This window comes from Methanothermobacter sp. DP, assembly GCF_026692625.1.
Lineage (GTDB): Archaea > Methanobacteriota > Methanobacteria > Methanobacteriales > Methanothermobacteraceae > Methanothermobacter > Methanothermobacter marburgensis.
The window spans coordinates 686182-698360 of the sequence record NZ_CP113501.1; the positions used below are offsets into that span (position 1 = coordinate 686182).

The window sequence follows — 12179 nt, forward strand, 5'->3', positions numbered from 1 at the left end:
AGACCTCACCTTCAGTTACCAAGCCACCTTCTGAGTTTCCTGATGCCCAGAGTGTTTATTACATCGTCTGGCTCTGCCCAGCCGCGCCTTGCAGTTATAACACCCCACCTGATGTTCTCAAGGGCCCCCCTTGAGTGGGCGTCACTGTTTATTGCGACCCTGCAGCCTGCATCAACCGCCATCCTGACATGGGTGTCCCTGAGGTCCAGGCGGAGGGGGTTGGAGTTCACCTCCAGGGCGACTCCCAGTTCAGAGGCGAGTTCAACCACCCTCTCCATGTCAACCAGGGGGTCAGGTGACCCGAGTATGCGCCCGGTGGGGTGGCCTATTATATCCACAGGGTCATGCTCCATTGCCCTGAGTAGCCTCTCTGTGATGTTCCCGGGGTCATGGATACTTGCAACAACCAGGTCAAAGTCCTGCAGGATTTTATCAGGGACCTCGAGGCTTCCATCATAGAGTATGTTGACCTCGACACCTGCAAGGACCTCAACGTCCTCGATACGCTCGGCGGCCCTCAGGTATGCATCCACATCGTCGATGTACCTTGCATGGTCAGTGAAGGCAATGTACTCCCTCCCAAGGATGGATGCGTACTCTGCCATGTACTCCATCGCATCGATGCCGTCACTGAAGAGGCTGTGCATGTGGAGGTCCCCCCTGATATCTGAGAGGTTTACAAGGTCCGGGAGTTTCCCCTCTGCTGCAGCGGCCACCTCGCCACGGTTCTCCCTGAGTTCAGGTTCAATGTAGGTCAGGCCAAGTGCCTCCAGGACCTCGGCCTCTGTCCTCCCGGCGACCCTCTCATCCCCCCTGAAGAGGCCGTACTCACTGAGCTTCATTGAGGAGGAGATTGCTATCCTCCGTAGCTCCACGTTGAACTCCCATGAGCCCGTGAAGTAGAGGAGTGCCGAGCCAAAGACCTCGTCGTCGAAGACCCTGAGGTCACAGTCAAGGCCCTCCCTGAGGCGCGCAGTTGACTTCCTGGGGCCCTTAACCACGACATCCTCAACAATGTCCATGGAGGTGAAGTGGTCCATGACCCTGCGGGGGTCGGTGGCCGTCACCAGTATGTCGATGTCCCCGACGGTCTCCCGGCCCCTCCTTATGGAGCCCGCCACCTCAACCCTCCTGACACCCTCAAGTTCAAGGAGCTCTGATTTTATCCTGGATGCCAGGGGGACCACGTAGGCGAGGGGTCTCCTGGAGATCCTTGACCTTGCAAGTTCAATGTTACGGAGTATCATTGCCTCCCTCTTCTCACCCATCCCCCTTAGCCTCCTTATACGGTGCCTCCTTGCCTGCTCCTCAAGGTCGTCCAGTGTCTTTATCCCCAGCTCCTCGTAGAGGAGTTTAACCGTCTTTGGACCCACACCCTCCACCGAGAGGAGGGAGTCAAGGTCCACCGGGTATTGCCCTGCCAGTTTCTCAAGGAGTGAGAGTGAACCTGTTGATAGTATCTCCTCTATCTTTGCAGCGATGTTCTCACCTATACCCGGGAGTTCCCTGAGTCTCCCCTGGGCTGCCACATCCTCTATGTCCTCCCCTAGAAATTCCACTGTCCTCGCGGCCCTCCTGTAGGCCTTTGTCCTGAATTCATCGCCCCTGAGTTCCATGTAGTCAGCAACACGGTTCAGAATATGGGCCACCAGATGGTTCTTCATAAGGGCATATATATTGTGCATATTAGTTAACCGTTTTTGCTTTCAGAAAAATGGCAACGCCCTCAATACAACCATGTTTTCGTTGAGTGAATAGATGGTTTACATGCAGATTAAGATGCGGACTCTGAGCTGGGTGAAGCGAGACATCTAGTTTGAAGAAACCAGTGGGAAATTAAAGCATTTATGAACTGATGATTGGCCCATAAGTAGTAGACCTCCGATCCACGAAAGATCAGTAAAATCAAATGGAAGGCCAAAAAAATATTAGAATTCATGAATTACTGGGGACAAAAAACATCAAAAAACTGAATCTTTAGATGTCAGCTACTCTGGATCAGTTAAAAGATAAAATATGACTAGAAAGACTTAGATGCCAGCTATACTCTGGATCAGTTAAAAGATAAAATATGACTAGATGGACCCCATACCCTCAACGATCTCACGGATCTTATCCTCAACGTTTGAACTGTTCTCAACCACGGTACCCGTGACTATGATATCTGCACCTGCACCTGCAACCCTTGCGGCATCAGCACCGGTCCTTATACCGCCACCCACTATGAGTATCTGGTCTGTGCACCTCTTAACAAGGGATATCATCTCCTCAGGCACATGCTGTGGGGCACCTGAACCCGCCTCAAGGTAGAAGAGCCTCATACCAAGGAACTCTGCGGCCATGGCATATGCTGCCGCAATGTCCGGTTTGTTTCTGGGAACAGGCTTTGTATCTCCAACCCAGCCCACCGTACCCCCTGGTTCAACCACAAGGTAACCCATTGGGAGGGCCTCTATCCCCATCTTCTTAACGGCTGGCGCGCCCAGGGCCTGGGCACCTATGATCCAGTAGGGGTTGTTTGAGTTGAGGAGACTCATGAAGAATATCGCATCTGCGTGGCGGCTGACACCTGTGGTGTTCCCGGGGAAAAGTATTATCGGGACATCTATGTTCTCCCTCAGAGCCCCTGCGGTGGCATCCAGTTCACTGGAATCGGTGGTTGACCCCCCGAGCATTATACCATCGGTACCGCCCCTTATGGCGGCCTCTGCGATTTCAACGGCATCCTCAGGGGTCTGCTCCTCAGGGTCGATGAGGGTAAGGTGTATCTTCCTCTCCCCAAGAATATCATGGAAATAATCTTCAACCTTCATTTTGAACACTCAGAAAAGTAATAAATGGGGGAGTGGGGCTGTTTAACCCCTTGGTTCCTTTGCCTTGTACCTTAATCCCTTGTAACCGCACTTCCTGCATGTCTTTGCAGTTGGTGGGTTCCTGGCGTTACATTTAAGGCAGATCTTGATATTGAATAGTCTGTTTTCTGCTTCCTCAAATCTTGCCATAATTAGCCTCCTATGTATTTGTTCTGAATCTCAACAACCTCACGGCTATCCCTAGCCCGGGAGTAAGCTTCAAGAAGTTCACGGTTGAGGTCCAGGAAGTGTGGACCCCACTTGAAGTAGGACATGATGTCAGACGCTATATCTTTCAGTCCAACTATATAAAGGGTTGCCGCCACCGCCTCTGCAGTTGATAGTATGCAGGGCTTTCCATAGTTGGTGGGGTTTGCGGCCACCAGGAACGGCAGCGACCTGTGGTTCCCTGCGGTCTGGAATATGACCGATGACTTTCTTACCTTTTTCCATGAGCAGTCCAGGGCTGCGATGCCCCTCCTCATGACCATGTCACGGTCCTCGGGTGAGACTGCCTTCTCAGAAAAAGGGTTGAGGACAAGTGCACCTCTGGGTATCTGGTTGAGACTATTTACTATTTTAAATTTTCCCTTCCTCCCCAGTTTGAGGCTGGTGCACTTCTTCCTGTCACACTCCTCTGCATGGTATACCACGATTCTCATCAGGGTGATATTGGAATGTCCATGTATAAATAATTTGGATGGATAGGGGATCCTAAGTGGTCTGTCCTAGAACATCTCCCTCTCATGCTCCAGATGGTGTTCCGAAGTAACCTCTGCTAGAACATCTCCCTCTCATGCTCCAGATGGTGTTCCGAAGTAACCTCTGCTAGAACATCTCCCTCTCATGCTCCAGATGGTGTTCCGAAGTAACCTCTGCTAGAACATCTCCCTCTCATGCTCCAGATGGTGTTCCGAAGTAACCTCTGCTAGAACATCTCCCTCTCATGCTCCATTATCCTTGGAACAGCTATGGATGGGTCCTCAAGGTCATGGAGGTCATAGTAACTGCCACCTGAGGCCAGGGCTATCTCCATGTTGAGGTCCCTTCCACCCCTTGAGCCCTGCTCAAAGTTTATGACAGCGGAGGGTATATCCTCCTCCCTGAGCCTGGCTGCTGCTTCAACCGCCTCCCTCTTGGGGTTCCTCTCAACCCCCACGTTTGGCATACCGTCGCTGAGGATAACCATGAACGGGACGTACTCGCTGTGTCTCTTCTCCTCCCTGAGTATCTCAAGGCCCCTCTTTATGCCCTGTGCCATTGGTGTTGTACCACCAACCCTTATGCTGTCAACCGTATCCCTGAATGATGATGCCCGGGCTGTTGAGGGTATTATAACCTTCGCGTCCCTTCCACGGAAACCCACAACACTTATCCTGTCCTTATGCCTCTGGGCGTCCTCTATGAACCTCTCTATGAGGCCCTTGACCCTGGCGGCCTTCTTCTCAGAGAACATGGACCCGCTTATATCCACCACCAGGACGATTGATGCCCTTGCACCGTGTTTGCGTATCTTCTCCCTTATATCGCCGGGTTCTATTTTAAGTTCCCCCCTTGAGGCGGCGGCCCTCAGTGTGGCGTCAACAGCAACGTCACCTGAGCCCCTGGGGAACCTGCTCTTCACGTACCTGCCCTTGGTGGTCTTTGACTCAACCCTTGAACCGTAGAGGCGCTCCTTCTTCTTACCCCTGATCCTGAGGAGCCTCTTTATATCAACGTCCATGTCCTGGGTTTCAGGTTCCCTGCCCTCCACGTCAGCGGCAAGGGCCCCCAGGGATGATGCCGAAGGTGAAGCACCTGAATCTCCACTGCTACCTTCCCCCGGTGAACCCTCTGCAGGGGTTTCATCCTCTTCACCCTCACCTGGGCCACTGCCTGAGTCACCACTTTCTGATTCAGACTCCTCCGACTCCCTTTCACGCTCCATCTCCTCACGGGCCCTCTGCATCTCCCTTCTCGTGTTTTCACGGTTATAGGTCCTTCCAGGTATTCTCTCCCCCAGAACCAGTATTATTGCATCCTCGACGTCCTCCTCACGGACCCTCCTCCTGCCGTTGAAGGCCGCTATGGCCTTTGAGGTCCTCACGATTGCAATATCGGACCTGTGCCCATCGACCCCTGCATCGACACAGACCCTTGCTATCAGCTCAAGGAGGTCGTCGTCAATGGTGACCGCTGGAAGGAGCTTCCTGGCCTCCATTATCCTCTCCCTGAGTTCCCGCTGACTTTCAGCGAACCTCTCAACGAATCCCTCAGGGTCATCCTCGAATTCATCCCTCCGCTTCATTATGAGGATTCTCTGCCTGATGTCGGTGACCGTGCCAACATTTATGTGTATACCTATCCTGTCTGAGAGCTGGGGCCGGAGTTCGCCCTCAGCGGGGTTCATGGTCCCAACCAGGATGAACCTTGATGGGTGCTGAAGGGATATTCCCTCCCTCTCAACTGTGTTCACACCGTAGGCAGCCGCATCAAGCAGGACATCCACCAGGTGGTCGTCCAGTAGGTTTATCTCGTCAACGTAGAGTATGTTCCTGTTGGCCTCTGCAAGTATACCCGGCTCAAGGGCCTTTATACCCTCTGTGAGAGCCTTCCCTATGTCAAGGGAACCCACCACTCGATCCTCTGTTGCACCCAGTGGTAGCTCAACCACCCGCATCTTCCGGTACTCCACCTCCAGGTCACCTGAACGGCACACCTCACATGCCTCTTCAGGTTCATCAGGGTCACAGTTGAAGGGGCAGCCCTTAACTGTCCGCAGCGATGGAAGAAGGTCTGCCAGGGCCCTCACGGCGGTTGTTTTACCTGTCCCCTTATCACCCTTTATGAGTACACCGCCTATCCTGGGATTTATTGCATTGAGTATAAGGGCCTTTTTCACCCTTTCCTGTCCAACTATAGCTGTGAATGGAAAAATAAGGTTCTTCATTAACTCACCTGGTTTTTATAACCATATAATTCTATCTTTATTCTCAATAATAAGTTTTTACGTGGAATGGTATTAAAATGGGGTTCTGGTTTAGGAATCAATCTGGATATGGTGGATGATGGTATTAAAATAGGGGTCCGGAGTAGGAATCCCTCTGGATAAAGTAAATAAGGGATGCCGAAGATAGATTAGGCTGGTGATAGATATGTGCACTGTTGGAGGTCCAATGGCTGATATTGACATCAAGAAGATGAAGACCCGTAAATGTAAGTGCCTTGACTGTGGAAACGAGTTCAAGGGTGTTGGAAGGCGGATAATCTGCCCATCATGCCAGTCAGATAATGTTGAATGTGAAGGCTAGAGGGTGAGTGGTCTGGAATTCAATCTGAGGGATGACAGGATACTCTTTGTGGAGTCGGATTCAGGTACACTTGGCATAATACCGTCCGGCAGGAGGAGAACCCTCTTCATGAATACCCCAGATGACGAGGTCGCCCTGTTTCTTGAACCAGATGACCTCATAGTCATATCCGCATTCAGCTCAGGGGAAAAGGCAAGGAGGGGTATAATGGCCCTCGCCTACCTCCTCCTTGAGATAGAAAATCCCCTTGTTGTTCTCCCTGAGAACCATCCAGGGTCCAGGAGGCTGAAGATGGTGGTCTCTGCCTCAGATACAATAAGACTGAGCTGCGAGATAACCCCTGGCACCCACCCGGACCACCACCTGCTCTGCTCGGTGAGTGAACTCTCAGGGATGGAGATAGTCTCGGAGAATGGCCTGGTTAAACTCTTAAACACGCCACCGGGTATCAGGTCGCGGGTGACAAAACTTGAGTGGTGAGGCGGGAAAACTATTTTTAAGTACACCCACATAAACCATCAACGTAAATGATTATGATCAACGAATTCTATCAGGGAAACTATTTTTAAGTACACCCACATAAACCATCAACGTGAATGATTATGATCAACGAATTCTATCAGATATTCGGGCAGCTGGTATTCATCGCGGGTCTGGGTCTCATTGTGATGCTTGCCTCAAGCCTCTTCCTTGGAAGGCTTCTTCTCAATGAGGACCGCTTGATATTCCCCAGACTCCTCCTTATCACAGTGGACATGTTCTACGGTCCATTCAAGAAGTTCTCAGAGACACTGGGACTCAACAGTCGTATAGTGGACCAGATAGGGGTTGAGGTGAGGAACAAGATCAACGAGAAGAGGTTCCGGTCAATAGACCCCCATGAGAAGGCACTTGTACTGCCCCACTGCCTCAGGAACCCAAAATGTGAGGCAAGGCTTGACAGGACAGGGCTGGTCTGCACAGGGTGCAACCGCTGCATAATAGGTAAGATCAAGGAGCGGGCCGAGAGCATAGGGTACACGGTATTCGTGATACCGGGATCAACCTTCATAAAGAAGATAATGGAGGAGCGGAGGTTCAAGGCGGTCCTCGGGGTGGCCTGCTACCAGGACCTCAACCTGGCCATGATGAAGCTCTCAAGGTTCACACCACAGGGTGTCCCCCTCCTCAGGGACGGCTGCTTCAAGACAAAGGTGGACTTCCGGGCCGTCCTGGAGAAGATGGGGCTTGAAGGTGAGATGAGAAGACCACGTGGTTGCATGAACCAGGTACCCGAGAAAACCCTGGAGCGGTGATAGATTGGACATACCCATCACCGATAACCACATACACGTCGACCCCATCAACGGTGAGGGGCCGAAAGCCGTGGCCCTTAAATTTCAGAGGTCCGGCGGTAGGAGGATGATAATCCCCAACAAGCCATCCTGGACCATAAACGCCGGTACAGACTACAAAAAAACCATGGATACGGTGCTTAGGTACGCTGACATCATCAACCAGGAGACAGAGGTTGAAGCATATGCTGTGGTGGGACTCCACCCGGCGGAGCTATCAAGGCTCCTTGAGGCCGGCCACGACCCTGAGAGGGCCGAGGAAATGATAAGGGAGGGCCTGGAATATGCCCAGTCACTGGTCCTTGAGGGGAGGGCCGTTGCAATAGGTGAGGTTGGAAGACCCCACTACCCTGTCCCCCCTGAGGAGATGGCCATCCACAACAGGCTGATGGTGTATGCCATGGAACTTGCAGCCGAGGCCTCATGTCCTGTGCAGCTCCATACCGAGACCTCGGGACCTGAAGAGTTCAGGGAATTCGCAGGGATGGCCTCTAAAGCAGGTATAAAGAAGCACATGGTTATAAAGCACTTCTCAGGCCCCCTGACAGGAAGGGATGAGAACCATGGACTCACACCATCCCTCATTGCATCCGGGGATGTCATAAGGGAGGGTATCAGGAAGGGGTCAGGGTTCCTCATGGAGACCGACTACCTTGATGATAGCAGCAGACCAGGCGCGGTCCTCGGACCCAAGACCGTCCCCCGGAGGACAGTTGAATTCCTGAATAAGGGTATCTTCACCGAGGAGGACGCCTACAGGATACACCAGGAGACCGTTGAAAGGGTCTACGGTTTATAAATCGCCAAGTTCTGACCTCAGATGTACTCAATGAAATCATATATCACGTCCTCGCCTACGGTTTATAATCGCTAAGTTCTGACCCAACAGTTAATTGTTTATGGATAAAGCATTTCAGAAAAAATAAAATCTGTTAATAACCTTTTGCATCTACCAAAAAAATCTTTTTCAGTGGGATCCCCCAAGGAAGATGCTTACAAGGCCTATCAGGATCCCTATCACAACAACCTCAAGGCTCGTCCTGTAGATGTTCTCCCTTGAAACCCTCCCGAGATAGACACCAAGGACCAGGAGGGCCGCAAGGCACAGTACAACGGTCACAATGGTTGCTGTCATCCTCTCAGATAACACAAGAAATGGGAGTACAGGTACAAAGGAGCCAAGGAAGCTTGAGAATCCATGTGTGAACATGCTCATGTACACGCGACGCCTTGCCTGCTGGTGGATGATGGTATCATCCAGTTTACCCTCATCCATCATCATCTTCCTCTCAAGCTCACGCATTGTCCTTGTTTCTTCAGCCCTCTCACCTATGAATGAACCGAAGGCATTGGACATTGCAAGGGCCACGCCCCCGCTGAGTCCTGTAAGGGCTATGAGGTGGTTGTCCACACTGAGACCACCGGCACCTGCAACTCCACTGGCGGTCAGTGTAACACCCATCACAGCCAGTATACCGTCAAGTGTCCCTAGAGCCACATAGCGGCTCATGTTGATGTACTCATGAAGAAATTCACGTATATCCATCTCTGATCATCCATCATTTCAGTCAATGAGGGCTAACCCCTCCCCAGTTCACTGTGCGCACGTGCAAGGTGGCCGGCTGCAAGGGCACCCATGAGGGATAGTTCACCTGCAAGGACAGCGCCCCCCACGATCTCTGCAAACTCATGGACACCCCCTGAACCCCGGACACCCATGATATCAAGGCACTCGGATGCCGTCTCAAGTCCCGTCCCACCTCCAACAGTTGCAAGGGGCACATCAGGGAGGTTAACGGAAAAGTAAAGGTCACCGTTTTTCTCCTCTGCAACGGTAACCCCGAGGCTACCCTCAACAATATGGGCCTCGTCCTGTCCTGTTGCAAGGAATATGGCGCCTATTATGTTGGCGTAGTGTGCATTGAATCCCATGCTCCCAGCGAGGGCTGATCCCAGGAGATTCTTTGCGGTGTTAACCTCAACAACAGCCTCGGGTGTTGTCTTGAGGACCCTCTCAACCATCTCCCCGGGTACAGTCACCTCTGCACTGATGCTCTTACCCCGGCCCTCAACCAGGTTTATGGATGCGGGTTTCTTATCGGTGCAGAGGTTTCCGCTCAGGGCAATCACATGGGCGCCTGTTTCCTCTGTGAGGAGTTCAAGGGCCTTCTCTGTGGCGATGGTGACCATGTTCATCCCCATGCTATCCCCTGTTGTGTATACGAACCTGGGGTAAACGTAGGGCCCCGCCACGATGATGGGATCTATCTTTATGAGTTTTCCGTGGCTCGTTGTTGACTCAGCCTCCTCCCTGAGGGCATCAATGTTCTCCTGGATCCATTCCCTGAGCTTTAAAGCCTCAACAGCAGAACCAGTCCTTATTACAGGCGCCCTTGTCATAGAGTCACCTGTTATCCTGACAGATGCGCCCCCGGCTCCTGTGATCACAGAGCAACCCCTGTTCACAGAGGCCACCAGTGCACCCTCTGAGGTTGCAAGGGGTACATAGTACTCACCGTCTGCATGTTCACCCTTAACCAGCAGTGGTCCGGCAACCCCCAGGGGGATCTGAACGACACCTATAGGGTTTTCAATGTTCCTCCTTGACGCCCTATCCATGTCAATTGTATAGTGGGATACATGCTCAAGTCTGGCACCTGAGACCCTCTCAATGAACTCCCTTCTTATCCTGACAGCCTCATCAACAGGTACTTGCCTTTCAATTTCATAGAGTTTTATCTTACCCTCAAGGAGGTCATCCATGAGTGACATCAGAGAGCCCCCTCCATGCGCCTGAGTTCCCTGACTATGGCGGATGGCCTGTCAACAACCACTGCACCTGCGGCTTCAAGGGCCTCCCTTTTACTCTGCGCGGTTCCTGCACCGCCCTCTATGATGGCCCCTGCATGGCCCATCCTCTTACCTGGAGGTGCAGTTGAGCCTGAGATGAAGGCAAAGACCGGCTTTGACATGTGGTCACCTATGTACTCTGCGGCCCTCTCCTCGGCGTCTCCCCCTATTTCACCTATGAGGACAACGGCGTCGGTCTGGGGGTCTTCCTCAAACCTCTCAAGGACATCCACAAATCCGAGACCCGTGACAGGGTCGCCCCCTATCCCCACACAGGTGCTCTGGCCGAAGCCCGCCTCTGTGAGCTGGGCAGCGAATTCATAGGTAAGTGTCCCGCTCCTTGAGACTATCCCTATGTTGCCCTCGGTGAAGATGTTTGTGGGCATTATACCCAGTTTACCAACACCGGGGGTTATTATACCCGGGGTGTTGGGCCCTATAACTGTCTTACCCATCCTTTCAGCGTATTCCATTATCTGCATTGAGTCATGGACCGGTATGTGCTCTGTTATTATAACCACAAGGTCAAGGTGCCTTATGGACTCAAAGGCCGCGTCCTTGGCAAAGGGTGCCGGTACGAAGATTATGGATGCATTGACATCCATCTCCTCCCTGACCTCCTCAACCGAGTTGTAGACGCCGAGGCCAAGGAACTCCTGCCCACCTTTACCCGGTGTCACGCCGGCCACTATCCTTGTTCCATATTCAAGCATCTGTTCCGTATGAAATGATCCCTGTTTACCTGTTATGCCCTGAACCAGGCATCTGGTATCCTCATCAAGCAGTATCATGATAAATCCCCTCAATACTATGTTGGTGAAATCTAAAATACTTGGTGATCAGTCAACCCACCAGTGGCCCTGAAAGCCTCAATTCCAGACCCATCGTAACCCCTGTGAGGTACAGGTTCAGACCATGAGTATTCTTGTTCTCTCCTCAAATGGCACCGAAAGGTCGATGAGGTTGCCGTTGAGGAATGCTGTGGCAGAGACTATTACACTTCCGGGTATCACATGTGAGGGTGAGCCCCTCCTTACAAGGTACACGTTCTTGTGTCCAAGGGCTGCCCCCAGCATGGCCCCTGCAACGACCCCGACACTCTCCATATCCTCTATGGTCGCCACAACAACCGGGTCATCGGTCTTATCTGAAACATAACCCACTCCCGGAATCCTGCGGACCCCCGGTTTGATCTCCTGGCTCACATCTGTAACGCCATCCATTCCCCCAGCAGCCTTTATGGCTGAGTTCGCAACATCAGCCACGAATTCTTCACCACCATAGGTGTCAAATGCCAGTATAACCGCATCAGGGTAACGATCCTGCCTCACAAGTGCCTCTGCATAGGATATACCCTCACCTGCACCGTCAGGTTCATCTGATATCCCCTCAAGGTCGCCGAGGCTCTCTGATGAGTCCCTGAGTATCTCAACTATTGCCCTGTTCACGTCCTCCAGCATATCATCCTCTACAAATGCGCTTATAACCACATCGTCGCCTGTTATGTTTGTGAGTGCTGCGCTCTCTGCACCCGCGTCAAGGAGGCCCGGTATCGAGGCCTCCAGTGCATTTATAAGTTCCCTGCTGCAGCTCGTATCATTATCTGATATATCTGCACCTATGGAAGTTATCCTCAAATCAATCACCTGATACCTAATTTGAGGTGCGGGAATAAATAGGTTACAGCAGAACCCTGTGGAATGTGGGTGTTCCTGAGTACCGTGGCGTATGATTGGAATGAAACTGTTGCGATAGCCAGACGTCCCATGCAAAATTTAATTACCAGAAATAACATATAGAGGTTAGTGTAAACTATTGGTTCTCGAGACTCCACAAACTAAGGAGAAATAATT

Annotated in this window: 13 protein-coding genes; 4 read left to right on the forward strand and 9 right to left on the reverse strand. The window is 52.0% G+C overall.

What is annotated here, in order from left to right; all coding sequences use genetic code 11:
- Nucleotides 1-11: 11 nt before the first annotated feature.
- The 5 genes from polX to OXN82_RS03650 form a co-directional block, all read right to left on the reverse strand.
- A complete protein-coding gene (gene polX / locus OXN82_RS03630; RefSeq protein ID WP_321211985.1) occupies nucleotides 12-1664 on the reverse strand; it encodes a DNA polymerase/3'-5' exonuclease PolX in 1653 nt (550 codons plus the stop codon).
- Between the two features lie 411 nt (nucleotides 1665-2075).
- On the reverse strand, nucleotides 2076-2813 hold the full coding sequence (locus OXN82_RS03635; RefSeq protein ID WP_074358951.1) for a geranylgeranylglyceryl/heptaprenylglyceryl phosphate synthase: 738 nt from the start codon (nucleotides 2811-2813) through the stop codon (nucleotides 2076-2078).
- 42 nt (nucleotides 2814-2855) lie between these two features.
- Nucleotides 2856-3002, reverse strand: a complete 147-nt coding sequence (locus OXN82_RS03640; RefSeq protein WP_010876192.1) for a 50S ribosomal protein L40e — start codon at nucleotides 3000-3002, stop codon at nucleotides 2856-2858.
- A gap of 2 nt (nucleotides 3003-3004) precedes the next feature.
- Nucleotides 3005-3514 carry a DUF367 family protein gene (locus tag OXN82_RS03645; protein ID WP_013295761.1) on the reverse strand — a complete coding sequence of 170 codons (510 nt, stop codon included), beginning with the start codon at nucleotides 3512-3514 and terminating at the stop codon, nucleotides 3005-3007.
- 266 nt (nucleotides 3515-3780) lie between these two features.
- The gene (locus tag OXN82_RS03650; protein WP_321211986.1) at nucleotides 3781-5781 is read right to left on the reverse strand and encodes a VWA domain-containing protein; all 2001 of its coding nucleotides are present in this window, start codon (nucleotides 5779-5781) and stop codon (nucleotides 3781-3783) included.
- A 196-nt stretch (nucleotides 5782-5977) separates the two neighbouring features.
- Here OXN82_RS03650 and OXN82_RS03655 point away from each other — a divergent pair, with 196 nt between their 5' ends.
- From OXN82_RS03655 to OXN82_RS03670, 4 genes are all read left to right on the forward strand, one after another.
- On the forward strand, nucleotides 5978-6142 hold the full coding sequence (locus tag OXN82_RS03655; protein ID WP_171770386.1) for a hypothetical protein: 165 nt from the start codon (nucleotides 5978-5980) through the stop codon (nucleotides 6140-6142).
- A gap of 3 nt (nucleotides 6143-6145) precedes the next feature.
- The gene (locus OXN82_RS03660) at nucleotides 6146-6622 is read left to right on the forward strand and encodes a hypothetical protein (protein ID WP_013295764.1); all 477 of its coding nucleotides are present in this window, start codon (nucleotides 6146-6148) and stop codon (nucleotides 6620-6622) included.
- Between the two features lie 116 nt (nucleotides 6623-6738).
- Nucleotides 6739-7437 (forward strand): DUF116 domain-containing protein, encoded by a 699-nt coding sequence (locus OXN82_RS03665; protein ID WP_147671885.1) that lies wholly within the window; start codon nucleotides 6739-6741, stop codon nucleotides 7435-7437.
- Nucleotides 7438-7441: 4 nt separating this feature from the next.
- Nucleotides 7442-8275 (forward strand): TatD family hydrolase, encoded by an 834-nt coding sequence (locus OXN82_RS03670; protein ID WP_321211987.1) that lies wholly within the window; start codon nucleotides 7442-7444, stop codon nucleotides 8273-8275.
- 168 nt (nucleotides 8276-8443) lie between these two features.
- Here the strand turns inward: OXN82_RS03670 and OXN82_RS03675 are convergent, their stop codons facing one another.
- The 4 genes from OXN82_RS03675 to OXN82_RS03690 form a co-directional block, all read right to left on the reverse strand.
- Entirely contained in the window at nucleotides 8444-9022 is a 579-nt protein-coding gene (locus OXN82_RS03675; RefSeq protein WP_013295767.1) for a TIGR00267 family protein, read from the reverse strand.
- 32 nt (nucleotides 9023-9054) lie between these two features.
- Nucleotides 9055-10248: a hydroxymethylglutaryl-CoA reductase (NADPH) gene (gene hmgA, locus OXN82_RS03680; RefSeq protein ID WP_321211988.1), complete on the reverse strand. Its 1194-nt coding sequence runs from the start codon at nucleotides 10246-10248 to the stop codon at nucleotides 9055-9057.
- The gene (sucD, locus tag OXN82_RS03685; RefSeq protein WP_013295769.1) at nucleotides 10248-11117 is read right to left on the reverse strand and encodes a succinate--CoA ligase subunit alpha; all 870 of its coding nucleotides are present in this window, start codon (nucleotides 11115-11117) and stop codon (nucleotides 10248-10250) included. The genes hmgA and sucD overlap by 1 nt, the downstream gene beginning before the upstream one ends.
- Before the next feature lie 117 nt (nucleotides 11118-11234).
- Nucleotides 11235-11963 (reverse strand): hypothetical protein, encoded by a 729-nt coding sequence (locus OXN82_RS03690; RefSeq protein WP_147671883.1) that lies wholly within the window; start codon nucleotides 11961-11963, stop codon nucleotides 11235-11237.
- Between the last annotated feature and the right edge of the window lie 216 nt (nucleotides 11964-12179).